Source organism: Alkalihalobacillus deserti (genome assembly GCF_020734105.1).
Lineage (GTDB): Bacteria > Bacillota > Bacilli > Bacillales > Bacillaceae_D > Halalkalibacter > Halalkalibacter deserti.
Genome location: NZ_JAJAFR010000001.1, coordinates 246,990 through 271,975, shown reverse-complemented (window position 1 = coordinate 271,975; position 24,986 = coordinate 246,990). Strand labels below are relative to the sequence as shown.

Genomic DNA, 24,986 nt, shown 5'->3' with positions numbered 1-24,986 from the left:
TAAAGACCCATTTATTCAGAAATTAGTTTAAAGGTGAAAAGTGTATCTTCTTTTGGAGAGTTGCAGCGGCTTCGCTCAATGCTTCGAGGTTGATCAAAAAGGTGAAAACCTTACCTTTTTGATCAACCTCTTAAAGTAAAGGTTCGATTAAGGATTCTAGACCTTCGTAATCGACTTCTCCTCTTATGAGATGCTCGATCGTTCCATCTCTTGCTATAATATAGGTAGTGGGCAACCCGATTATATTGTAGCGCTCATACACGGTTCCATTTTCGTCAAAAAATACCGGAAGATTTATGTTTAGCTCGTCAATAAAAAGAGGCGCATCTGTTAGCGTTCGTTCTAATTTTTGCATATTAACAGTTAGGATAGTTAATCCTTCAGTCTCATAATCTTCTTGCAATCGCATGAGATCAGGCATCTCATCACGACACGGCTCACACCAAGAGGCCCACGTATTTAGAATGATGACATCACCTATGTAATCATTAAGTTCTCCAGTTTCCTGATTATGCATCGGTAAAGTGAAGTTTTCAGCCATCATACCAGGCTCACTTCCAACTTCTTGACGGTCTTGGAAAAAAATAATCGCTATTAAAAGTATAGCAGCTGCACTTAGTACTATAATTGTTGCATTTCGTTTCATATTGACCTCCATTTTCTAGTCCTAGAGTTTATTATAGTGAGGTATTTCTTTAAAAGGCAAGGATTGGTGTTTAATAATGAACAATTCTAGCTTTTCGAAAAAAGATTATTTTGATAGAATCATTCAGGTAGTGTTTTTTTCAAGTCAGTAACACTACCCTATTTATGAAAGGACGGATTTAACATATGTCAGTTATTGAAGCTATTATCTTTGGAATTGTACAAGGTATCACTGAGTTTTTACCGATCTCAAGTACCGCGCACATTGTTATTACGCAAATCCTCCTAGGCTATTCATTTCCTGGATTTGGTTTTGAAATTTATCTTCACTTCGCGTCCATTTTAGCGGTTGTTATTTATTTTAGACAAGATTTAATAGAAGTGATACAAGGTTTTTTCGGTTACTTTGCCAATCGTTCAACCTACAATCGTACGCAATTCTTCTTTGGATTATATATCATTGTCGCAACTGGTATCACTGGAGTACTAGGCCTGACCTTAGAGGACTTCATTGGTCCCTCTCTTAAAACACCGCCTTTTATCGCTATTGCCTTAGCTGTAACTGGTCTATTCCTTATTATTATTGAACGTTTTGTACGGTATGGAAATCGAACAGAAAGAAACATGACATTCCGTGATTCAATTGTCGTTGGGCTTGGTCAAACTTTAGCCGTAATTCCTGGGATCTCTAGATCAGGCGCAACACTTGTTACAGCTTTATTTGTTGGATTAAGTCGCGATACGGCTGTTCGTTATTCTTTCTTGCTATCTATACCTATTATTCTAGGTTCTAGTGTATTAGCTGTTGGTGATTTTACAGACGGAGCTATGGTCGCGGAGGTCGGAGTTATTGCTTTAGTCGTTTCGTTTATCGTAACCTTCCTTTTTTCGTGGCTAGGGATTGTTTGGTTAATTGATTTTCTTAAGAAAAGTAAACTTGTTTACTTCGCTATCTACTGCTTTGCTGCAGCCATTTTTGTTTATTTCTTCTTAGACAACAGCATGATTATTGAATTATAATGCTAGCCGTCTTTTCTTAGAAGCAATAAGCGGAGCCACTGCTTGTAAGTTTCTTGTCGCTCAATGCGCAACGTGTGGAGCCATTGCTCTTTTCGAGTTGGCTTTCATGCTTCATTGAAACCCAACCTGTATTTACTCAAGTTTTATATTTTATTCGTCTTTGAAGAAGGGTCAACATTTAAATGCTGTATAAAAACAAGAGCCAGAATCAATTGATCAGGCTCTTGTTTTTATATTTTATTCGCTTCTCCGTCAAATTCATCTCACAAAAAGAATAAATCCATATAGAAGCGGTACCGTAACCACACATAAAATCGTCGTTGTCGCTACAATAACGGATGAAAATGTAACATCTCCTCCGTATTTTTGCGCAAACATTGAAACAGTTGGAGCTGATGGAGTTGCAGTAACTAATAGCGCTCCAATAACATTTGTAGAAACAGGTAGCCATAGAAATGGAGCTAATAGCAAAGGAATTAAGAGCAATTTAGCACCCGTAGCATACCAGACATATCTATTTTTCATAAGTTGCATAAATTCATTGAAATGAATAGCTGCTAGTAAACTTCCAATTAATATCATAGATAATGGTAAGGTCATCGGTCCTACGTCCACTAGAACACTCATTAAGAGAGGTGGCCAATTAAAGGGAAGAACCATTACGATAAAACCAACCGATGTTGCTAGAACCCCAGGATTTAAAACGAGCTGTTTCCATGTCATGTTCTGCTCGACTCGTGCCACCACATAAATGACATAAGTCCATACATAGAACAGAAAAAAAATCATAAAAAATGCTGTATACAACACGCCAATCTCACCAAAAAGAAGAAAGGCAATGGCAAATCCCATAAATCCTTGATTACCAAAAATAATTGCTGCCTCATATACTCCTTTACGCTCGGTCTGTAACTTTGCGTTTTTCCTCATCCAATATCCTATTAAAGTTGCACCTAATAAGGCGAAAGTAGAAAGCCCTAATAACCAAGATATGTCAACTAATAATGACATAGAAAACGTAACATCCATGGAGTAAATAATAAGGCACGGCAAAGTAATATAAAGAATCACTTGGGTAAGAACAAAGTCGGTTTCTTTTGGCAGAATCTTTCTTCTTCTCATAACAAACCCAATTAAAGCGATCACTAATAGAATAAGCATTTCTTGTATCAGGCTAAGAATAGCATTCATCACATTCCCCTAACTACAAGAGGCTGATTTCTCATTTTCTTGACCAAAGTCTACTTTTGAACTTGGTCGGCTATTGCTCGATAAAATCCAACACTTTTTTTGATCATTAAAACTAGCTTCTAAAACCCGTTCATCAAAACTCTCAATTAAATGAAAGGATTGAATCGCTTCTAATACTTCGTCTTTACTCACAGGTTCAGGGACAAGTAATTTAGTGTGGTTAAATGAGAAATGATCTTCGCTTTAATATCATCTTTCACTTCAGGAATATTTCCTTTTTCTCAGGCTTATTAAAATATAATTGATGTAGATTGTATAATCTTTCTTATTCAATAATCGGTTCTATGTGATCATCTACTCAAATTAATTTATCATCCGTTCCCCCGAAGCCTGTATTTGGGTCAAATCGGACGGTTGAAAACGTATTAACAAGGTCGAACATTTAAAGTTTTCTTTTTCCATTCATCACCCTTCTTTTCTCCAAATTATACCGTTGTTAAAACCACCTATATAGGTAAGCAAGTTCTAAAAAATTAATATTCAGATTTTTTCAATTCATATTTGTTTTTAATCCTTGCTCGACTGAAGCCATTGGCTATCCAATTGCCAAGGTTTTCTGTCATCCAGGCTTGATTTATTGTTCGATCGAAGCTATTTATTGTCTAGATCTCAAATGACGACGGTTTAGTGTATGCATGGTAAAAAAAAAGGTTACGCAAGCATAACCTTCGTAACCTTAAATCTTATAGTTGGCCCAAAGCTTCCTCAATAGGGGCTTTGCCATTTAATATTTCAAAGGTTTTTCCAAATGTATTTTCTAGATTCACTACTTTAGCGAGCACGATCGCTACATCTTCCCTCGAAATTGAAGCGTCACGTACTTGTATTTCTTCTTCTAATTTAACGAATTTTTGTGCTGTTTCATTTGTCAAACTACCAGGACGAACAATTGTATAGGTAAGTGAAGATCTTTTTAAATGGTCATCAGCCAATTTCTTTGCGACGAGATAATGCCTGATGCGCTCACTCTTGTCTGGATCAGCGGTCCCCATTGAACTAAGCATGATAAACCTCTTTACCCCAAGCCTCTCAGCTGCATCTACTGCTTTCATAGCACCCCAGAGGTCAATGAGAATTGTCTTCTCTGCACCTGTGTGACCTCCAGAACCAGCAGCAAAAATGACGACATCCACTCCTTTGAAAGCATGATCAAAGTTTGCTTCTAAATCAGCTACAACCGTCTCATCTGCTCCTATATCTTTTAATTCTTTAGCTTGTGCAGAATCTCGAATCATCGCCACAACTTGATGTCTCTCATCCTTTAATTTTGTCAGTGTATGTCTCGCCACTTGCCCATTTGCACCAATAACAAGTACCTTCACAAAATCACTCCTTCAATTAAACTTTCTTCCCTACCTCTTTATTGTGGAACAATTTCTCAATGGATTCAATGAATCTGCCTGACAAATTGATCAAATGATGAAATAAGAGTCTTTTGATCTAAATCGGTTCCAATCAAAATCATGCAAGTTTCCTTGTTCGATTCAATTGGAGTTACATGTAATTGACCCGATGCATATTGAAAGGAGAAAAGAGTATCATCCTTTTGAAAACAAATATATCCTTTTGCTCTTATCAGGGAATGAGACTGATCGTTTAGCCAATTTTTAAATTTTCCTTTTGAAACGGCTTCAAATCCTGAAATTTTTACTGCTTGAAATGGATGAGAATGATGATCGTGGTGATGCTTTTTATCCTTTATGTCTAGAGCTTCCGTTAAGAATCGTTTAGCGAACACTACCTCTGTTGTTACATCTCCAAAGGTGGTGAAAACCATGGGAGCATCTTTCAATTTTATATCTTCAATCTTTGCTATTACCTTATTCAACTTTTTGTCATCTAGTAAATCTATTTTGTTTACAATAATCAGCGTACTCGATGCTATTTGTTGCTTCAACATGACTCTGATTTCTTTAGAACTTTGAAACAAACTTTGATATTCTAAATATCTACTAGCATCTACTAGGCCAATGACAGATTGAATTTCTACTAGATCAATTAAATCTGGATGAGTAAGGGCTTCCACAATGTCTCCCGGATTTGCGATTCCCGTTCCTTCTATTAATAGAACGTTCAAATCTTGTCTAGTACGTAATAATTGAGCGAGTTCCGTTTTCAAATCCTCTTGAATTGTACAACAAATACAACCGTTCAGCATTTCGATCATCGATTCATTTTCAAACAATTCTTTCTCTACATTCTCCGAACCAAGTTCATTTAAAATTAAAGCTGGGTTTTTGCCTACCTTTTTTTCATGATTAAGCATCTTTTTTAAAATGGTTGTTTTTCCACTTCCGAGAAAACCCGTAAGGATATACACTGGTATTTTGTTATTCAACGCTACTCCCCCCTTACTGTTAAAAATAGCATAACTATTAGTTTAATTACAAATAGGAATCGTTCTTATTTATTAACGCCATAGATTATCAACTGTCGTTACTATATATTCCTTTACCTATCTTGATTTACTTTGTACAATGATAAGCATGCAATTAACTATGAGCGCAGATCTTAAGTCAATCTCCAGTAACTTAGTTAGCGCTCAGGTCTATATAATCAAAAATAATTAAAAGTAAAAGCACATCAATATGAGGATTGATGTGCTTTTACTTTTTTAAAACGCAATCGCGTAACTCAACAAATATACCATTTTAATGCTCGAAAAGCGACTCACGTCATATTACGAGACTTGTTTCTTGTTTTTTAAGAACTTCTCTTTACGTTTTTTCATGGCTTTAGTAATATATCCACCTTTAAAATTACGTGGTTCGTAGGAAACAATGAATGCATTAGGTTCATAATCGCAGACGATTTTAATAAACTCTTGCTCACGGTCTCGCCTTGCCGTACAATCTAAGCGAAAACGTCTTACCTCGTTCATCCCTTCAACTTCGGCCGTTGATACACTAAAACCTACTTCGCGTAGTCTCTCAGTTAATAGCTCATTCTTATTCATTATATTTACTTCAATGGTTACATAACCAATTGCCAGTTTTTGCTCAATTATTTGACCAATATATAAACCTACACCAAATCCAATTGCATAGGCCGCCATGTTTAAATAGTTCGATAAATCACTGAAAACAATTGCAATCGCAACAACATAAATGACACCTTCAAGAGTTCCTAGTGCTGAAGCCTTTCCTTTCATCCCTTTCACCATCGTAATCGTACGAAGCGTTAGGACAGGTACATAAATCAGTTGAGCGAGAAAGATAATTAAAGCTTGAAGCATATTCAACACCAACTTTCAATCTATAATAACTATCGTAGTGTAACAGGAAAAAAGCTTTGAAGCTAGCCTATTTTTCAAAAGGATTTTTGTAATTCTGCCAAAGTTTTCAATTCTTTTACATAATGATTTTCCACACTTGCCACACTTAATCTATGATAAAATAACGGAAGAACTATTTTGATAGCGATAAGGAGCAGATAATGGTAAAATTCAAACAATTTTTCCTGTCTTTTGGAAAAGATTTTTTAGGTTTTATATTGTTAGTGCTTTTCTTAGTAATGTTTTTTAATATAGAATCTTTTAAAAACGAACGAGCTGGTTTTACCGTTCCCGACTCATGGTTAAATGTAAACACCATTTTTCTTGGAATTGTGATTGAAGCTGTTCCTTTCATTCTATTAGGAGTATTTGTTTCTGCACTAATACAAATTTACGTGAAAGAAGAATTTATTCATCGTTTTCTACCAAAAAATGCTTACGCCGCTCTTGTACCAGCTGCGGTTTTAGGTGCAATTTTTCCCATCTGTGAATGTGCAATTGTTCCGATTGTCCGCCGTCTTATAAAAAAAGGAATGCCACTACATGTCGGGGTTGTCTTTCTCGTTGCGGCTCCGATCTTAAACCCTGTTGTGGCGATCTCGACCTTTTTTGCTTTTAGAAATGATTTAACCGTGTTATATGCAAGAATGGGACTTGCCTTTATTCTCTCGATTCTGATCGGAGGAATTTTATATCTTGTTTTTAAAAACCGTGATCAATTGAAGTGGACTAAAGAAGAGCTAGTTGGGCGCCAAGTTGTACTAGAGACAAATGCTCAGCCTAGAAAAATGAATCGATTAAAACAAACCCTCTATCACGCTGCAGATGAATTCTTCTTAATGGGGAAATTTTTAATTTTGGGTGCTTTTATTGCTGCCCTTTTCCAAACCTTCCTTGATCGAAGTTTATTGCAAGCGATTGGTAGCAACGAGTGGAGTTCCACCGCTGTGATGATGGCTTTTGCTTTCTTGCTTTCTCTTTGTTCAGAAGCAGACGCTTTTGTTGCCGCATCCTTTAGTAATACCTTTACAACAGGTTCCTTAATTGCATTCTTAGTTTATGGTCCAATGATTGACTTAAAAAATACGATTATGTTGTTTGCTTTCTTTAAAGCTAGATTTGTTTTGATCTTTATCGGAGTCGTTACCGCAATTGTTTTTTTCGCTGTTGTCTTGTTGCAGTTATTAACGATTATTTAATGAAAAGGAGAGCTGTGAAGTGGAAAAAAAAACTGATTTAGGCTTCCATGCTTATATTCGAGGAATTATCCTGATTGGCTTTGCCTTGCTCATGCTTGCTTTTATTATCACTGGAAACATTACGTATTACATTGCACCAAAGATGATGCCATTCATTTATTTCGCAACAGGCACTTTCTTATTGCTTGGGGTTATTCAAATCATTCGCAGCACCGCCAAGGGACAAGAGGAAGAACAGCTTTGTGACTGTGGGACCGATCATAATATATCTGGTTCACCTGTAACAAAATTACTTATCTACTCTATATTCATTACCCCTATCGTTCTTGGTTTTGTGTTACCTGATAAATTGTTAGATAGCTCAGTCGCAGCCAATCGTGGGATTCAGTTTGGATCAGGTATTCTTGCTGATCAAACAAATACAGAGTCACCCAATGAAAACTCTTCTACATCACGAGCTGAAGCCTTTCTTAATGACCCAGATGGTTATTTCGACGAACTAGAGACTGGCTCAACCCCTGAAGATACAGACAGTGAGAATATAACGGTTGAGGAGTACTATACTGAAGAAGGATACAATCAATATTATGATGATCTAACCGAAGAAATCCTTGCTGAAGATCTTATAGTTGTAACAGAAGAAAACTATTTAGATATGATGACCGTTCTTGATTTGCACATTGACCGTTTTATCGGAAAGACGATTGAGATCGTTGGTTTTGTCTACCGAGAACCGGAACTTGCTGATGATCAACTTGTTGTTGCTCGTTTTGGAATGACATGCTGTGTCGCTGATTCCTCTGTTTATGGGACAATGATATCAACTGATGATGCTGACCAATACGAGAATGACACGTGGGTAAGAGTAACGGGTGTTTTAGATAAAACAGACTATCATGATTTTCAAATTCCACTCATTAAGCTTAAGGAAATTGAAGTGGTCGAACAACCTAAAAGCCCATATGTTTATCCTCGTTTTAGCTTTTAATGTGAACAGACCAAGCAAGTATGCTTGGTCTGTTTTTTAATTATACCGAGTCTTTTTTAAAGACAAGATCAATAACGACAATTTCCGAACGGCTACCTAAACGGATTGGAGGTCCCCAAAAACCAAAGCCAGAAGAAACAAAGGCGTGTAATTGCTCTTTCTTCTTATATCCCCAGTCCAGCTCATACATTCGTTTTGTAATGAGGTGATTTGGCGCCATCTGACCTCGATGAGTGTGCCCAGACACAATAACATCTACTTTATTTTTCATGGCATCATCTAATTGAAAAGGTTGATGGTCCATCATTATAATCGGTAAGTCATGGTTAAGTTCCTTTACTAATTGTTTAATCGATTTTCTTTTTTTATCTGTTTTATCTTTGCGACCAACCAAATAACATTGACCTTTTAATTCAATAATCTCATCCTGTAAAATTTTGATATCGATATCGTTCATTAGTTTGATGAATTGAGGGATTTGACCTCCATAGTATTCATGATTACCTAATACGCCATATACCCCCATTGGAGCTGTCAATTCCTTCATTACTTGATCCATTCCTTTTTGAACAAACGGCTTTGGGTCATCATCAATAATATCACCAGGCAATAATATAAGGTCTGGTTTTAAACCATGAATAAGTGCAACAAGACGATTGAGATGAGCTTTGCCAGATAGCGTACCGAAATGCATATCTGAAGCAACCGCTATTTTCAGCGTCGACTGATTAGTTCCTTTTTTAGGAATCGTAATTTGATAAGACCTAATAACGGGACTATAAGCGTTATATATTCCATAAGAAAAGATGAAGATAAATCCGGTAACGACGGCCCATCCTGTAACTATTACAGAAGTTCCTCTGTCCACTCCTAAAAATGCCGTTAATAAAACAGCTATATTTGCTAACGGCAAGAAAAGCAATGCATATTGAATAACAGCAAACCAACAAGCACCTATTATTTTCAAAAAAGGAAGTCCCTTAATAAAACGGGCCAGAATATAAGCATACCCAAGCATGATGATCATCAAAGAATATACAAATAGGTTGATTTCGACTAAATCAATTAATAGAAACTGCAGCCAAATCCATCCATTCCATCCAATATAAATTAACATGCCGTTGTAAACGAATATAAACACTAAGCTAGATAAAATAAAACGAACGTTCACTATGGCATCTCCCTTAATTAGTTTGTGAGTTTACTATATCATAGCAACATTCATTTAAATAAAACCCTGCTTAGAAATAGCAAAAAGCGCTGAGAACCCCCAGCGCATATAACCGTATTCCCTGCTGCAAGCGCTGGGCCTACTTTATGTGCTACTAAATTCATGGGAAAATTAAACGGCGTAATCGCTCCAATGACCCCAATCGGTTCATGGACCGTATAAGCCACTCTTCTTTCGCCTCCTTTCCTCATGAATGCGTTTGTTTGAACCGTTCGTTGAACTTCTCCCTTAGCGTTTAGCGGTCTCTGTTGCGATGATTTCAGCCGCTTCATCTGCTTTCTCTGCTAGTAATCTTGCAACATGTTCTAAAATGGACGAACGTTCGTGACTCGGCATTTTTGCCAACGCAACTTTTGCGTGCTCAGCTGCTTCTAACGCTCATTCAACCTCTTCCTTATCAGCAGCTCCAACCTGAGCCATTTCTTCCCCGCTATATGGGGCAAAAAGAGCTGTCGTTTTTTTGGCTTATACCCACTCGCCGTTAATCAATAACTTTTTTTTCATCCGTCGTTCCTCCTTTTATTAGTCGTTTCGATTGTTGACATCGTGTCTGCTAAAATCGCGATCATTTGATCAATTTTTTCTTTATTAATGACTAATGGCGGGGCTATGACGAGCGTATCCTGACCATCAAAAACGACCGAGCGAATTACGAGCCCACGCTTAGCAGATTCTGTAACGACTAGTGGTGCGACCGGTACCTGGAAGCGCTCATTTGTTTGTTGGTCTTTCACCAATTCAATCGCTCCCATTAAGCCAAGAGCTCTTACTTCACCAACAATCTTTTGGCTTTTTTGCAATGACTTAATGCCAGCTAACATATATGCACCCATTTGTTTCGCTTGATCGATTAACTTTTCACTTTCGATAATTTCTAAATTTTTTAGCGCGACGCTACAAGCCATTGGATGACCACTATACGTATAACCATGTAGCAAAGTACCTGTTGAATGTTCGGCAATGTCTTCATGAATACGATCCGAAATCATCACTCCGCCTAGCTGAGCATAGCCACTTGTAACGCCTTTGGCAAAGCACATCATATCAGGAACGACATTGTAATGTTCAATCCCAAAATACATACCCGTTCTCCCAAAACCCGTAATGACTTCATCTGTGATCAATAAAATGTCATACTCGTCACAAATATCTCTGACTTCCTTAAAATAATTTTCCGGTGCGATATGCACACCACCAGCTCCTTGGACTGGTTCCGCAACAAAGGCTGCAATCGTATCAGGTCCTTCTGTTTCTATCATTTGGCGAAGAGCTGCCGATGATGTATTTTCGACATAATGAAAATCTGGTGCTATTGAGTTCGTAAAGTCACGAAAAGGCTTTAATCCCGTTGCACTTGTTGCTCCCATCGCCACCCCGTGGTATGACTTTGTTCTCGTAATAATTTTTTGCTTATTCGGCAATCCTTTTAAAATCCAATAATGTCTCGCAAGCTTATAAGCCGTATCATTGGATTCGGACCCCCCTGAAGTGAAGAACGTTGCTGATAAATTCCCCGGTGCAATCTCAGCTAGTTTAGCCGCCAACCTGATAGCTGGTTCATTACTAAATGTCGCAAAACAAGAACTAAAAGCTAATTTCGACATTTGTTCCATCGCTACTTTTCCCATCACTGCTCTCCCATGACCAATATTGACATTCCATAAAGACGACATTCCATCAATCACTTTATTTCCTTTAATATCCTCTAGCATGACTCCTTCACCTTTCGTAAAAATAAAGCTAGGACCATGTTGTTGCTGTTGTTGAATCGATGACGTTGGGTGTAGAAAGTGCTTTTTATCTAATTCCTCTAATTCGTGGATATAATTATTCATAATGATGACTCCCTTTCCATAAGGTATTTATACTTTAACTATTGCAAGAAGGATGCCAACTTTTTCAAGCCGGTATTACAGACCAATCACTCATTTTGATCAAGTTTTTAATTAAAAACGATTGAATTTGATTTAATTATTGATTATCTTGTCAAGTTGATTCATATTTAAATCAACTACTGATGAAAGGGGCGCTTTGCAGTGGAAGAAGAGTTACAACTGGAATTAAATAAAATCATTGAAACGTCCAATAACAACATTACGATCACAGACGAGCATGGCATTATTTTACGATCAAACCCCAATCATTGGACGATGTACGGGTTAAACGCTGATTCATATATAGGAAAGTCCGTATACGATTTAGAAGACGAAGGGGTTCTCTCCCCTTCTGTTAATGCGCTTGTATTAAAAGAGAAGTCATTCATTCAAATTTTGCAGCATACGAAAACAGGGCAAGTTGTGATGTCAACTGGGTACCCCGTCTTTAATAAAGAAGGACAATTAATTAGAGCGATCAGTTACAGCCAAGATCAAACAGAGATTGTCCAGCTACAAGTACAGTACAAACAATTACAAACGAAAATAGCAGGGTTCCAAACGGAAGTAGAGGAACTTCGTGAAAAAGAAGCAAGTCATCGAATTTTATTTCGAAGCTCCAAAATGCAGCAACTATTTAAAACGATTCAGCGCGTAGCTAAAACGGATGCAACGATTTTATTTCTAGGTGAATCAGGCGTCGGTAAAAGTACACTTGCTCGTTTTATTCACGATCAAAGTGACCGCCATAAAGAACCTTTTATTGAAGTGAACTGCAGCACGATCCCTGAAACGTTATTTGAATCAGAAATGTTCGGCTATGAGCGAGGCTCATTTACTGGAGCCCAAAAACAAGGGAAACAAGGGTTAGTTGAACAAGCCAATCACGGAACCTTATTCTTAGATGAAATTGGAGAATTGCCCCTGGCGATTCAAGTGAAATTATTGAAGGTGATTCAGGAGAAAAAATTGATGCGGGTCGGCGGAAAAGACGAACGCCTCGTCAATTTCCGTTTAATTACAGCAACCAATCAAGACTTAAAGCAAATGGTTGATAGAGGAACATTCAGACTAGACTTATACTACCGATTAAATGTCATTCCGATTGACATTCCTGCCTTAAGGGAAAGAAAGGATGATATCGCGATTCTCTTGCAGCATTACCTCCAACTAATCAATGAAAAATATAACTCTACCAAGAAGTTACATCCAACTACGTATGAACTATTGATTCACTATAAGTGGCCTGGAAATGTCCGTGAAATCGAAAATGTTCTAGAACGCCTTATCCTAACGATCGAGGAGCAGGTCATTTCACCCGAACATCTTCCTGTAGATCTGCAAAAGAATATCAAGGAAACGGTTGATCAGCCGTGGAGCTTCGATCAAGACTTCGTAGAAAGAAAGTCTTTAAAAGAAACATTGGAAGAAGTCGAATATAAATTAATCTCAAAAGCATACGTCCAATGCAAAACAACCTATGAAATGGCAGAGTATTTAGGGATTAGTCAACCATCTGTCATCTATAAATTAAAGAAATATAAAGAAGTTATTGATCAAAATAGCCAAGACCGTAAGCCCAGCGTATGAGTTTGGCGATTTTTCTCGGTTGGTGTGAGATATCAGAAGGAGCAGCGATACCGCTACAGACTAGCTGATATTGAGAGAAAAACAGCCGGTTTCTGACCGATTCGCTGAAAGACAAGAATTTGATACGCCAAGCTATACAGGAATTAATCGTAGAACAAAACAAATTAAGCATAGTTGAAATCAATAGATCAGGGAAACCGGGCGCTGTTTCCCCGTTTTTTTTAGTAGATCACAAAAAGAAGATCGTCACGATTAACACAATAAACATGATCGCTCCAAACCAAAATGAGAATTGAAAAGTTTCAATCATCCTTTCTCATCTACAACTAAAAAGCACTATAAAAAATAATTTTCAGGAAATATATACTAAAAGTTTGTTAAAAATTCATACATTATTACTATAAAATAATCCTGATCAATGTAAAATAAAGTAAATACATGAAGTGAAAGGAGGATTTCTATGCTTCACCATTTAGATGATCACATTATTTTAGAGTCTTATCGACAATCAATTGAATTACAATTGGATGAAGAGTTCATCATCTTGCTTAAAAGTGAAATAGTACAAAGAGGCCTATTAGATCAATTTATTTAATATCTTTTTCCATCTCTGAACAAACTCTAAATAAACGAATTAATGTACTTAAATACATTATTTTATTCGTGTTTTCCACAAAAAACCTTCCATTATGACCCTTTTTTATCTATACTTACTCCTATAAACTAACATACAATAAATACCAACTCGTATAATCATCGGAATAAGGCCTGGAAATTTCTAGCAAGCTACCGTAAATGGCTTAACTTGCTCTTGCATTCCTCTCGTTTACATCTGTAACAATGACAATGTCTCCTGATTCGCAAATGCTTTAGCAATTGAAGCTCCAAGTCCTTAACCAGCTCCAGTAACGATCAGTACGTTCATTCATTCTAATTTCTACCTTTAGACTCATGCAAATATTTGCAAATATTATACATTTAAAAGAAATCGTAATTATAAAAGAAGAGGCGACTATGAAACTCATTTCGCTATCACAAAACGCAACAACATCTAATCCAAATCTGATCCTTCATTATCCAAAAAATTAGTCATAAGAAAGCGATTCAGTAGTTTACTGAATCGCTTTCTCATATCCCTAGGGTGAAAGTGGATGCGGCCACACCCATGCTTTCCTTACACCTTATGCAAATAGACCTTTGATGTTTCAGATTATCATAAATAGTTAGGTATAGTGACCAATGGTGTCTTCTAACACTTCATAGAACAATAAGATTTTTTTACTGAACGAGGAATAGCCTCGCATTTGTTTGAACGATCTTATCGGAAATAACTCCTTATATGCCCCCTTCAACAAATATAAATAGAATACGCTAAATCAAATTGAACGTTTAAAGATCATAAATAAAGTGAAAAGCGTCTACAAGAGCTTGTTCAAAAAGGAAAAACCGCCCTTTTGCACCTTTAATATCCTCTCTCCTAATTCGGCGTTGCAATGGCTTCACTCACTGCGCGTCTATCCGAGAAAACCACTCGGATCGACTTAAAACATTGCAGTGGCTTCGCTCATTGCTTCGAGCTTGTTCAAAAAGGAAAAACCGTCCTTTTTGAACAAGCTCTATAAGAATTTCGAGTAAATAAATGTTTCAAAGAAAAAGAACCGACGAAATTAGTCGGTTCCTCGCTCTACTCTTTAATTGTCACATTATACTTCGTTAACCAGTAATCCATTTGAATGAAATGAGCTAGTAGCTGTGGTCCAGCCATTAATTGACCAAAATACGGCTGACCTGTTGGAAGCCCACCTGATTCTGCCAGTTCCTTTAACACATCTTTGTTGATAAACTCAAAAATAGGTGCATCCTTTTGAGCAAGAACGTCTTGCATTCCTTTTTGAACAGCCTCCTTATACTTAGGATGATGTGTTTTCGGGTAAGGACTCTTTTTTCGGTAAAGAACGTCATCCGGTAAAAGTCCTTCCAATGCTTTTCGCAGAATTCCTTTTTCGCGTCCATCTAGTTGCTTCATTTCCCATGGGATATTCCATACATATTCAACAAGACGATGGTCTGAAAAAGGCACACGTACTTCAAGACTAGCTCCCATACTCATTCGATCCTTACGATCTAAAAGATTGGTCATAAACCAAATAATATTTAAGTAAGAGATCTCTCTTCTCCTTGCTTCTTCAGGAGTGTCTCCATCAAAACGCGGTGTCTCCGCAATCGTCTCTTTATATCGATCATACACATATTGTTTCAAATTTAATTTTTGTTTCCATTTATCATTTAAAAGGTTTTCACGTTCAGCAATGGAACGCATCCAAGGAAATCCATCAAAATTCATAATTTCTGGTTTATGAAACCAAGGATATCCTCCGAAAATTTCATCAGCACACTCACCTGATAAACCAACCGTCACATCCTGCTTGATCTCATGACTAAACCAAAGTAAAGATGAATCAATATCCGCCATTCCAGGTAAGTCGCGTACATCAACAGCTTCTTTTAAACGATTAGCGAGTTCATCGATCGAGATGACTTTGTTATGATGTTCGGTGCCAAGCGCATCGGAAACCACTTTCACCCAAGGCGAATCCGAGTTTGGTTGGAAATCATTTGCTTTAAAGTACCTATCGTTTTCGTCGTAATCTATTGAATAGCTTTTAATTGAGCCTTTCCCTTGTTTTTGATAAACCTTAGCCGCAAATGCTGTTAGCGCACTTGAATCAACCCCACCAGACAAGAACATCCCAACAGGAACATCGGCAAATAGCTGACGTTCTACAGCGTCCCCTAACAAATAGCGCACATTCTCTGCTGTTTCGTCAACTGATTGATCATGCTTTTTGCTTTTCAATGTCCAATAGCGACTAATTTTTGCCCCATTCCGATCATAAATTAACATATGGGCAGGTCTTAATTCTTGAATGTCATCATAAACTCCATGACCTGGAGTACGTGATGGAGCTAAGCCCATAATCTCAGCAAGGCCTTCTGTTTTTACAATCGGTTCAATATCTCGGTGTGCTAATAAAGCCTTGAGCTCAGATCCAAAAAGCAAACAGCCGTTACGAACCGTATAAAATAATGGCTTCACACCTAAACGATCACGCGCCATAAACAGGTCTTCATCTTTATCGTTCCAGATCGCAAAAGCAAAAATGCCGTTGAACTTCTCAAGCGCTTGATACCCCCATTCAATATAAGACTTTAATAGTACTTCTGTATCTGAGTGACCTTTAAAATCGTGGCCACGTACTAGAAGTTCTTTTCGAATCTCCTCGGTGTTATAAAGCTCGCCGTTATAGACAACCGTATACGTTTTACCTTTATAAGTACGACTCATTGGTTGAATCCCATTTTCTGGATCAACGACAACTAAACGTGCATGACCAAAAGCAGCATGTGTTGTCGTCCATACATTTAGATCATCTGGCCCACGATGATTAAGCGTCTCTGCCATTTTTTTCACTTGATTCTCTTCTTTTCTTAAATCTCGCCGCCAATCAATCCACCCTGTAATTCCACACATGTATTCATCAGCCCCTTTTGGGAAATTTTTCCACAAGAGTTAAGTATGATAAAATAGGATCAACTCAACTCAGTCCTCTACTTTCTCAATCGCCCCATGCAGGCTCTATACCCATAAACTATCCTATTCAGTAACTAGGCAGTTGTGATTATTTGTATCAACTATTCAATTTATTCAAACTAAGTAGGTGACACATTATTTCTGCAATCGTAAAAACTAAAGAATAAACATTCATGCTGAAAGGAGCAATGTCATGTTTCAGTCAAATGATGAAATGCCACATTTCACTTCAAAAAAGCATTATAAAAAATCATTAAAAAAGAAGCAATTACAATTAATACGTCTCCAAAGAGAATTGTATGAACAAAATATTCCCGTTATTCTTATTTTTGAGGGGTGGGACGCAGCTGGTAAAGGTAGTGCCATTAAACGAATAACAGAACGACTTGACCCACGAGGGTACTCTGTTTATGGCATTAGAGCTCCAGATGAACACGAATTAAATTATCACTATATTTAGACGCTTTTGGAAGGTCTTACCTAAAAAAGGGGAGATTAGCATATTTGACCGCTCTTGGTACGGGCGTGTTCTTGTCGAGCGAGTAGAAGGATTTGCAACAGTAGCCGAATGGACGCGAGCAGATGATGAGATTAATCATACCGAAAAAATGCTTGTCGATGATGGTCATATCATTATTAAATTTTGGTTGGATATATCAAAAGACGAACAACTGAAACGTTTCAAAGCACGAGAAACTAACCCTTTAAAAAGTTGGAAACTCACTGATGAAGATTGGAGAAATCGCGAAAAGTGGGATCAATATGCAGAAGCAATCAAGGTAATGATTAAGCAAACCAATTCAATATGGGCTAAATGGCATATCATTAATAGCAATGATAAACAATCAGCTCGAATTAAAGTGTTAGAAACGATTATTGAGGAATTTGAGAAGAAGGCAGGAGAGATTAAATAACTCCTACCCTTTTTTTACGTGGACAGACTAGATGTATGAACATTCGTATTGCTTATCTGTTTCTTTTTTTTATTTCCAATGGCAATCCCCACTAAAATAATCACCACTCCCATCCATTGTGACCAACTAACAGGCTCACCTAAAACAAGGGTGGAAAGAACGACCGCAACCGGTAACTCAGATGATGACAAAATCGTTCCAAGACCAGCTCCTACATGTGGCATTCCAATTGAAAATAACAATGGTGGTAATGCAACACCGAAAAAACCAAGAACCAGAACATAAGGCGAAAGCTCAATTAGTAGCGGGATCTGTGTCAAGAAGATTGGCGGAAACAAAATCAAAACAGAAAGAAGTCCTCCGACTGAGAACCATGCACTTCTTTGAACCGGCGGCACTTTTTTTCCGACAGTTCCACTTACATAGATGAATGTAGCAAACATAACGGCAGCAGAACTTGCCCAAACTGCGCCATAAATAGAGAAGTTACTTGCTCCTTGTGTGGAAATTCCTGCTGCAAAAGCAGAGCCAACCAGTAATACCGTTATCGAAAATAGTTTCAGTTTTGACGGCCTATTCCTTTCCCATATCCACTCCATTAGGGAACCAATCCATATAAATTGAAATAAGAAAATGATCGCTAAAGAGGCGTCCAACCATTGCAAAGATTGGTAATAGAAAATACCTGTTAACCCCATGGGGATTCCAGCAACCAATAAACGAACGATTTGCCCTAAAGGTAGTTTTTTCGGTTTTGAAAATAAAGCCAGCATCCCAATCTTTCTACTTTTGTCAAGCTTGCATATCAGGCAGGGTTTTCACTTGCAGAAGTAACAGGAGGACAGTTTATAGTTGGTACCCTTTTAAAATACCAAAACAGCATCCAGCTAAAAAGACCAGGGCCGCGTATTGCCATGTCTGCATTTACATTCACTCCTTTTTCCAAATAAAAAAGCCACACGTTTTAAAGTCACGTGTGGTGAAAATAGATTTCTCTAGAAAAGTCCACTCTCTATTAGTATATAGAGTTTTAGGCTATTAGATTATTACAAGATTGATTGTAAAATGATTCCTGATTTAAGTCAAATTGTTTACCATTCCCTCATTAGCTACTATACTTAATAAAAACTCTCTATAAAAGGTGAGAATTATGGATACTAATTTAATATCAAAACAAATTAAAGCTGTTGCTAAAACTTATACAGATCAAGAATTCTGCCTCCCCTTAACTGAGACAGAAGAACATGAACTTGTTCAAAGAATTTTAAAAAGGATAACTGAACACAAACAAATGGACTTGAGAGACATCATCCATGATACTGTCTATTCTTTTTTCACCGGCCAAGACGATGAATAGCCTTCTTTTTCCATCAGCTGTTTGATCTGATCTTTTGGGTCCCAACAATTAAAGGTATAGCTTGTTTTCGTTTCAAAACCTAATCGCATACAGTGGTAAACCATGCCACTCCCCTCCTTCCTTTTCGCAGAAAAATGGCGGCATGTTGCACAACAATGATAACGATTTTTCATAATAACCCCCTGTTAAATCCCCTGGTTTTCTCTAGTTACCTACCTGTAAAAGACCGTTTCCTAGCCTTTATTTTTGATTGAATTTCTTCCCTGCTATTTTCTCTACCACTCCGGGCATAAGTTGATACAGGGTCGCCCCCATATTCATCCATTTCGGTAAATTGAGCTCACGCTTTGGTTTTTCGATTAAACGAATAGTCGCTTTGGCGACTTCTTTAGAATCCAACATCCATCTTTCAACATTCTTCACATACGTTCCTTCTTGATCAGCTCTTTCAAAAAAAGCAGTTTTAATAGGACCAGGGTTGACTGCACTAACATGAACATTTTGATCAAGTAATTCAAGCCTAAGGCCGTTTGTAAAACCTAATACAGCGTGCTTAGTTGCTGCATAAACACTAGATTTAGGCGTTGACAACTTACCAGCCTGTGAGGCGATATTAATGATATGTCCACTATTTTGCTTTATTAGATAAGGAAGTACTTGTTTCGTTAACGCAATTAAACCGATCACATTAACCGCAAACATTTCTTCAACTGTTTTGATATTGGTCGACTCTACTCTTTCAAAAACACCGAAACCGGCATTATTAATTAGGACGTCAATTTGTCCTACTTCAGTCATAACATGCTCTGTCACCTTTGTAATCATCTCCGGGTCGCTCACATCTAACGAATAAGTAAATACCTCCCCACCAAGTTCTTCAATTAAATTCTGCAATTGATGTAATTTTTTTGTGTTTCTAGCTAACAAAACCGTTCTATAGCCTTTTCTTCCGGCTTCAAGAGCTATATCCCACCCTAAACCACTGGATGCGCCTGTTATCCATATTGTTTTTGTCTTTCTCATATTAAACTCCTCATCTCTCCATTATCTTTTTTAATTCTACAAGAAATAATCGATTCTCACTACCCTTTATGGAACTGATAGTTGACTCAAACCCTTCACCCTCATATAATAGAAAAAACAATACAAAAAGCATCGATAGGGATTATTAGACAATTCATTATGTGAAAAGAGAGTGACCTCACCGGCTGAAAAGGTCATCACCACTAATGTTGTTGAACCTGCCCTGGAGCTAGTCACGTTGAATGGATTTCTTAAGTTCAATAGACCGTTCCCCACGTTACGGGTTAGAGTGGGCATTTATTGCCAACAAAGGTGGTACCGCGGATGAAACTTCTCCGTCCTTTTTCTAGGACAGAGAAGTTTTTTATTTTTATAAAAATTGACCAGATATCCCCACCTTTATGGGCACACACTTACTAACTATTTACAGAAACGAGGAGAGAAAAACATGAATCGACAACGGCTAGTCGTTAAAATTGGTAGTAGTTCATTAACGACAAATCAAGGTGCTCTAAGTATGGATAAAGTTACTCGGTTTGTTCAAGCAATTGCTAAACTAAAACAAGATGGTCATGAGGTCATTGTTATATCTTCTGGTGCTGTTGCTGCTGGATTTAAAGCAATTGGTTACCCAAGTCGTCCTGTAACGATCGCAGGAAAACAAGCTGCCGCTGCAGTCGGGCAAGCCATGCTTATGCAAGCTTATATCGAGCAATTTTCTATTTACAACTTAACACCTGCCCAACTTCTATTAACAAGACAAGACTTTTCTGATGAAACACGTTACGGCAACGCCTATTCGACATTAACTGAATTACTAAAAAGAAATGCCATACCTATTATTAATGAAAATGATTCCACTTCGATTGAGGAATTAACATTTGGTGATAATGATATGTTATCAGCTCTTGTTAGTGGATTAATTCACGCTAATACCCTTTGTATCATGACAGATGTTAATGGACTATATGATGCTAATCCCCAGACAAACCCTTTAGCGAAAAAAATAAACTATCTTCCATATATAACAGAAGATTTACTTGCTCTTGCAGGAGACTCCAACTCAAAAGTTGGTACAGGAGGAATGAAATCCAAAGTAAGTGCTGCCCAAACAGCTCTCACACTTGGGGTTAATGTCTTTATCGGCAAAGGAGATCAGCCTGAAACATTTATTGATATATTAAGTGGCAAAGGAGACGGGACTTATATTGGTTCTTTTCAGTATGAAGCCGTTATGCAAAAGACAAAGCAATGGATTGCTCTTCATTCCACAAGCTCTGCTCGTCTTACTATCGATGAAGGTGCTGAACATGCTCTTCTATATCGAGGGAAAAGTTTATTACCTGTTGGAATTGTCAAAATAGATGGAGAATTCACTGCAGGTAATGTGATTGAAGTTCGCAATCGAAAAGGCTCGATTATTGGCAAAGGCAAAACAAATATCACCGTTCAGGAGCTAAAAAAACTTCAAGAGCAACTACAAGAAAATGATAAAACACAAAAATATAAACAACCTGTTGTGATCCATCGGAATGAATGGGTTCCCAATATAAAGGAGACAATGAAATGAGCGAATTACTCGTAAAAGCGAAAAAAGCAAGTGAATGTGCACGAATTCTTTCAACAGTCTTAAGTGAAGAGAAAAATGATGCTCTTCACTTAATTGCCACACAACTGATTAAAGAAGAAGCCTATCTGCTTAAAGAGAATGAAAAAGATATCATCACTGCGCGTCAGAACGGGACAAATGAAGGACTGATCGATCGCTTAACTTTAACGTCAAGCCGCTTAAGCGATATGGCGGAAGGCTTAAGACAAGTCGCTCTATTACCAGATCCAGTTGGAGAGGTGCTATCGACTGATACACGTCCAAATAAGCTCGAGATTAGCAAAGTCCGTGTACCTCTTGGTGTGATTGGAATGATTTATGAAGCTCGTCCTAATGTAACCATTGATGCTTCTAGCTTATGTTTAAAAGCGGGGAATGCCGTTTTATTACGAGGAAGTTCATCTGCCATTTATTCAAATACAGCACTTGTTAAGGTCGTACAACGTGCTCTCGAACAAACAACGATACCAGTCGAAGCGATTCAATTAATAGAAGATACAAGTCGAGAAACAGCAACAGACATGTTTACATTAAACGACTATTTAGATGTCCTCATTCCAAGAGGAGGAGCATCTTTAATCCAATCAGTCGTTAAAAATGCTTCTGTCCCTGTACTTGAAACGGGTGTCGGTAATTGCCATCTTTTCATTGATCGTACAGCTGATAAACAAATGGCGATTTCGATTGCTGTAAATGCTAAAACACAACGCCCCTCCGTCTGTAATGCCGTTGAAACTATTTTAGTTGACCGTGAGTGGGCTACCCTTCATATGAATGATCTTCTAAAAGAACTTGCAGAGAAAAACGTTTCATTTGTTGGCGATGAAGAAACAAGAGTTTATGACAGCCACATTGAACCTGCCACTCAATCTGACTGGGAAAATGAATTCCTTGATTTGAAAGTAGCCTTAAAAATTGTTGGTTCTGTTGATGAAGCGATTAATCATATTTATACGTATGGAACAAAGCATTCTGAGTCTATTATTAGCGAGGATTCACGGAATGTAGAAAGCTTTTTAAATAAAGTAGACGCAGCTGCCGTATACCATAATGCTTCTACTCGTTTTACAGATGGATTTGAATTCGGTTTTGGAGCAGAAATTGGTATTAGCACACAGAAGCTTCACGCTCGTGGTCCAATGGGGCTTGAAGCATTAACATCAACTAAATACATCGTCCAAGGTCAGGGACAGGTGAAAGGATAGGTGAGAAAGTTTGCTCAAAAATAAAACAATTACTTTTTTAGGTGCTGGATCGATGGCTGAAGCGATCATTGCTGGTCTTGTCAGGCTTCAAGTGGTCGAACCTAATCAAATCATTGCAACAAACTTAAGTGACCAAGAAAAGCTAAACTATCTTGAGGTCGAATATGGAATTCGAACAAACAGTGATCGAGAGGAAGCAGTAAAGGAAGGCGACATTGTCGTATTGGCGATGAAACCTAAAGCTGTAAAAGAAGCGATTGAAGATGTTAGGCAAAACACCAACCCCACACAATTATTTGTCTCTGTTTTAGCAGGCATTCCTACTGGTTATATTGAAGATTTACTCGGTCACAAAGCTGGTGTAATCAGAACAATGCCTAACACATCAGCAAAAGTGGGTGAATCTGTAACAGCTATAACTAAGGGCTCTTTTGCAGACGACCAACAATTGCATGAAGTCGAGAAACTTTTTTCAGCAGTTGGGACTGTTGTGGTAGTTAATGAGGAAAAACTCGATGCAGCAACTGGTCTTGCTGGAAGTGGACCTGCCTATTTTTATTATCTGATTGAAGCGATGGAGAAAGCAGCTGAAAAAGCCGGTCTTTCACAAGAAGAAGCTAGTGCATTTATTTCACAAACTGTAGTGGGTGTTGGGAAACGTCTGCAAACTACAACTAAAACGTCAAAAGAGCTTTATGAAGAGGTTATGAGTCCAAATGGAACGACAGAAGCAGGTATGAAAGTTTTACAAGAAAGACATAGCCAAGAAGCAATGATAGACGCAATCACAAACGCTATTACACGTTCTAAAGAATTAGGAGCGGTATTTTCAAACACGAAAAAATAATTGTACTTTAACGAAGGAAACAACTAGATTCGAAACTAGTTGTTTTCTTCATCTTTAATAACTATATAAGTAATCTAGATAATTATATCGACCTTTTCCCTTGAAACTCTCTTCTTCCTCATCATATCCAGAACGATCATTTAAACCGCGTGTACCAGAATTTAAATCTGTATCAATAATAGAATTCGATTTCCCCCTGGGTGCACGACTGACTCATTATGCATCCCATACTCTAGTGATTATTGTACGGTATTTCTAAAGTTGGTGTAAATCACTTCTAATCTAAGCGCCTCATTCACACTGCGATTTAATAGCCTTTCCATGTTCTTTCCCTCCTTATGCTTTCTTAATTTATAGTATCAAGAATAGATATCGAAAAAAGAACGTTTGTTCATTAATAATTTAAAGCTTTTGTCCAGCAGTAAAAACTAGTAAAATGAAAGTTAAATTGTTTATAGGGGAGTTAAGTTGCATTATGGAAATCTCAAACACAGAACTATCAGAAAATAAACTTATTCGTTCCATACAGCGCATTGTTTTTCATCGTGCCTTTACATCTACTGTAATTGGCCTCATCATCATAAATGCCATTCTTGTTGGAATTGAAACCTATCCTGACATTTATCAGGATTATAAAGAGTGGTTCTTTCTAGCAGACTATGCGTTGCTATGGTTCTTTACCATTGAAATAGCGATGCGTTTTATTGCAACTAAACCGACGAAGAATTTCTTTAAAAGCAGCTGGAATTGGTTTGATTTCCTAATTATAGCAGCGGGACATCTGTTTGTAGGTGCCCACTTTATTACCGTCCTGCGAATTCTTCGCGTGTTACGTGTTCTTCGAGCCATATCCGTAATCCCATCATTACGGCGTCTGGTTGACGCTTTATTGATGACGATACCAGCATTAGGAAATATTATGATTCTCATGAGTATCATCTTTTACATCTTTGGGGTTATGGGAACGATGTTATTTGCAGGTGTTGCACCAGAATACTTTGGCAATCTACAACTCTCTCTTTTAACTTTATTTCAAGTCGTCACTTTGGAATCCTGGGCAAGTGGCGTCATGCGTCCAATTTTTGCTGAATTAGCTTGGTCCTGGATCTACTTTGTCGTCTTTATACTAGTTGGTACATTTATCGTTTTTAACCTCTTTATTGGGGTCATTGTTAATAATGTTGAAAAAGCGAATGAAGCTGAAAAAGAAGAGGAAACTAACACTGAATTACAAGAATTAAAAGCTGAGATCTCAGAAATGAAAGCCATGCTCCAAAAGCTCACTGATAATAAGTAAAGAAAAACAGCCTGAATATCACATTCAGGCTGTTTTTCTTTACAATTTCGCTATTACTTAAGTATGGCAA

24 protein-coding genes, 1 pseudogene and 1 other annotated feature are annotated in these 24,986 nt (G+C 37.6%); of the genes and pseudogenes, 11 read left to right on the top strand and 14 right to left on the bottom strand.

All coding sequences use genetic code 11. The features are described 5' to 3' along the window. Window positions 1-130: 130 nt before the first annotated feature. The gene (locus LDX58_RS01395; protein WP_227935069.1) at window positions 131-646 is read right to left on the bottom strand and encodes a TlpA family protein disulfide reductase; all 516 of its coding nucleotides are present in this window, start codon (window positions 644-646) and stop codon (window positions 131-133) included. Between the two features lie 185 nt (window positions 647-831). Here LDX58_RS01395 and LDX58_RS01390 point away from each other — a divergent pair, with 185 nt between their 5' ends. Then, on the top strand, window positions 832-1,665 hold the full coding sequence (locus LDX58_RS01390; protein ID WP_227935068.1) for an undecaprenyl-diphosphate phosphatase: 834 nt from the start codon (window positions 832-834) through the stop codon (window positions 1,663-1,665). A gap of 258 nt (window positions 1,666-1,923) precedes the next feature. Here the strand turns inward: LDX58_RS01390 and LDX58_RS01385 are convergent, their stop codons facing one another. From LDX58_RS01385 to LDX58_RS01365, 5 genes are all read right to left on the bottom strand, one after another. Then, window positions 1,924-2,856: an AEC family transporter gene (locus LDX58_RS01385; RefSeq protein WP_227935067.1), complete on the bottom strand. Its 933-nt coding sequence runs from the start codon at window positions 2,854-2,856 to the stop codon at window positions 1,924-1,926. Window positions 2,857-2,865: 9 nt separating this feature from the next. Next, complete coding sequence (locus LDX58_RS01380; RefSeq protein WP_227935066.1) at window positions 2,866-3,048, bottom strand: hypothetical protein; 183 nt, start codon at window positions 3,046-3,048, stop codon at window positions 2,866-2,868. A gap of 551 nt (window positions 3,049-3,599) precedes the next feature. Beyond that, window positions 3,600-4,238, bottom strand: a complete 639-nt coding sequence (locus tag LDX58_RS01375) for an SDR family oxidoreductase (RefSeq protein ID WP_227935065.1) — start codon at window positions 4,236-4,238, stop codon at window positions 3,600-3,602. A 65-nt stretch (window positions 4,239-4,303) separates the two neighbouring features. Continuing rightward, entirely contained in the window at window positions 4,304-5,254 is a 951-nt protein-coding gene (locus tag LDX58_RS01370) for a CobW family GTP-binding protein (protein WP_227935064.1), read from the bottom strand. Between the two features lie 342 nt (window positions 5,255-5,596). Then, on the bottom strand, window positions 5,597-6,151 hold the full coding sequence (locus tag LDX58_RS01365) for a DUF2179 domain-containing protein (protein WP_227935063.1): 555 nt from the start codon (window positions 6,149-6,151) through the stop codon (window positions 5,597-5,599). Window positions 6,152-6,351: 200 nt separating this feature from the next. Between LDX58_RS01365 and LDX58_RS01360 the strand changes: the two genes are divergently transcribed. Next, window positions 6,352-7,389 carry a permease gene (locus LDX58_RS01360; RefSeq protein ID WP_227935062.1) on the top strand — a complete coding sequence of 346 codons (1,038 nt, stop codon included), beginning with the start codon at window positions 6,352-6,354 and terminating at the stop codon, window positions 7,387-7,389. A 19-nt stretch (window positions 7,390-7,408) separates the two neighbouring features. Next, on the top strand, window positions 7,409-8,377 hold the full coding sequence (locus tag LDX58_RS01355; RefSeq protein WP_227935061.1) for a TIGR03943 family putative permease subunit: 969 nt from the start codon (window positions 7,409-7,411) through the stop codon (window positions 8,375-8,377). A 40-nt stretch (window positions 8,378-8,417) separates the two neighbouring features. Here the strand turns inward: LDX58_RS01355 and LDX58_RS01350 are convergent, their stop codons facing one another. From LDX58_RS01350 to LDX58_RS01340, 4 genes are all read right to left on the bottom strand, one after another. Continuing rightward, the gene (locus LDX58_RS01350; protein ID WP_372459078.1) at window positions 8,418-9,551 is read right to left on the bottom strand and encodes a metallophosphoesterase; all 1,134 of its coding nucleotides are present in this window, start codon (window positions 9,549-9,551) and stop codon (window positions 8,418-8,420) included. Between the two features lie 47 nt (window positions 9,552-9,598). Beyond that, window positions 9,599-9,775, bottom strand: a complete 177-nt coding sequence (locus tag LDX58_RS26330) for an aldehyde dehydrogenase family protein (protein WP_308017407.1) — start codon at window positions 9,773-9,775, stop codon at window positions 9,599-9,601. A gap of 61 nt (window positions 9,776-9,836) precedes the next feature. Beyond that, window positions 9,837-9,944 carry a hypothetical protein gene (locus LDX58_RS26325; protein WP_308017405.1) on the bottom strand — a complete coding sequence of 36 codons (108 nt, stop codon included), beginning with the start codon at window positions 9,942-9,944 and terminating at the stop codon, window positions 9,837-9,839. 164 nt (window positions 9,945-10,108) lie between these two features. After that, entirely contained in the window at window positions 10,109-11,443 is a 1,335-nt protein-coding gene (locus tag LDX58_RS01340; RefSeq protein WP_227935060.1) for an aminotransferase family protein, read from the bottom strand. Between the two features lie 201 nt (window positions 11,444-11,644). On the opposite strand from LDX58_RS01340, the gene LDX58_RS01335 reads away from it, so the two are divergent. Beyond that, a complete protein-coding gene (locus tag LDX58_RS01335; protein WP_227935059.1) occupies window positions 11,645-13,072 on the top strand; it encodes a sigma-54 interaction domain-containing protein in 1,428 nt (475 codons plus the stop codon). Between the two features lie 460 nt (window positions 13,073-13,532). Then, window positions 13,533-13,667 (top strand): sporulation histidine kinase inhibitor Sda, encoded by a 135-nt coding sequence (gene sda, locus LDX58_RS01330; RefSeq protein WP_227935058.1) that lies wholly within the window; start codon window positions 13,533-13,535, stop codon window positions 13,665-13,667. A 1,089-nt stretch (window positions 13,668-14,756) separates the two neighbouring features. On the opposite strand, the gene asnB is transcribed toward sda, so the two are convergent. Continuing rightward, window positions 14,757-16,604, bottom strand: coding sequence for an asparagine synthase (glutamine-hydrolyzing) (gene asnB / locus LDX58_RS01325; protein WP_227935057.1), 1,848 nt, complete (start codon window positions 16,602-16,604; stop codon window positions 14,757-14,759). Window positions 16,605-16,857: 253 nt separating this feature from the next. On the opposite strand from asnB, the pseudogene LDX58_RS01320 reads away from it, so the two are divergent. After that, window positions 16,858-17,578 (top strand): annotated as a pseudogene (locus LDX58_RS01320) (polyphosphate kinase 2 family protein). Window positions 17,579-17,592: 14 nt separating this feature from the next. Here LDX58_RS01320 and LDX58_RS01315 read toward each other — a convergent pair. Beyond that, window positions 17,593-18,351, bottom strand: coding sequence for an EamA family transporter (locus LDX58_RS01315; RefSeq protein WP_227935056.1), 759 nt, complete (start codon window positions 18,349-18,351; stop codon window positions 17,593-17,595). 377 nt (window positions 18,352-18,728) lie between these two features. Between LDX58_RS01315 and LDX58_RS26550 the strand changes: the two genes are divergently transcribed. Further along, entirely contained in the window at window positions 18,729-18,935 is a 207-nt protein-coding gene (locus LDX58_RS26550; RefSeq protein ID WP_227935055.1) for a YqzH family protein, read from the top strand. On the opposite strand, the gene LDX58_RS01300 is transcribed toward LDX58_RS26550, so the two are convergent. Then, window positions 18,902-19,108: a hypothetical protein gene (locus tag LDX58_RS01300; RefSeq protein ID WP_227935054.1), complete on the bottom strand. Its 207-nt coding sequence runs from the start codon at window positions 19,106-19,108 to the stop codon at window positions 18,902-18,904. The genes LDX58_RS26550 and LDX58_RS01300 overlap by 34 nt on opposite strands. A 67-nt stretch (window positions 19,109-19,175) precedes the next feature. Next, window positions 19,176-19,958 (bottom strand): SDR family NAD(P)-dependent oxidoreductase, encoded by a 783-nt coding sequence (locus tag LDX58_RS01295; RefSeq protein ID WP_227935053.1) that lies wholly within the window; start codon window positions 19,956-19,958, stop codon window positions 19,176-19,178. A gap of 123 nt (window positions 19,959-20,081) precedes the next feature. Beyond that, window positions 20,082-20,304, top strand: a binding site (T-box leader). Window positions 20,305-20,406: 102 nt separating this feature from the next. On the opposite strand from LDX58_RS01295, the gene proB reads away from it, so the two are divergent. The 4 genes from proB to LDX58_RS01275 all read left to right on the top strand — a co-directional run bounded on the left by proB (window position 20,407) and on the right by LDX58_RS01275 (window position 24,916). Next, window positions 20,407-21,528 carry a glutamate 5-kinase gene (gene proB, locus LDX58_RS01290; RefSeq protein WP_227935052.1) on the top strand — a complete coding sequence of 374 codons (1,122 nt, stop codon included), beginning with the start codon at window positions 20,407-20,409 and terminating at the stop codon, window positions 21,526-21,528. Then, window positions 21,525-22,772, top strand: coding sequence for a glutamate-5-semialdehyde dehydrogenase (locus tag LDX58_RS01285; RefSeq protein ID WP_227935051.1), 1,248 nt, complete (start codon window positions 21,525-21,527; stop codon window positions 22,770-22,772). Before proB ends, LDX58_RS01285 begins: the two co-directional genes overlap by 4 nt. 10 nt (window positions 22,773-22,782) lie before the next feature. Further along, window positions 22,783-23,619 carry a pyrroline-5-carboxylate reductase gene (proC, locus tag LDX58_RS01280; RefSeq protein WP_227935050.1) on the top strand — a complete coding sequence of 279 codons (837 nt, stop codon included), beginning with the start codon at window positions 22,783-22,785 and terminating at the stop codon, window positions 23,617-23,619. 475 nt (window positions 23,620-24,094) lie between these two features. Continuing rightward, entirely contained in the window at window positions 24,095-24,916 is an 822-nt protein-coding gene (locus LDX58_RS01275) for an ion transporter (RefSeq protein WP_227935049.1), read from the top strand. Window positions 24,917-24,986 lie beyond the last annotated feature (70 nt).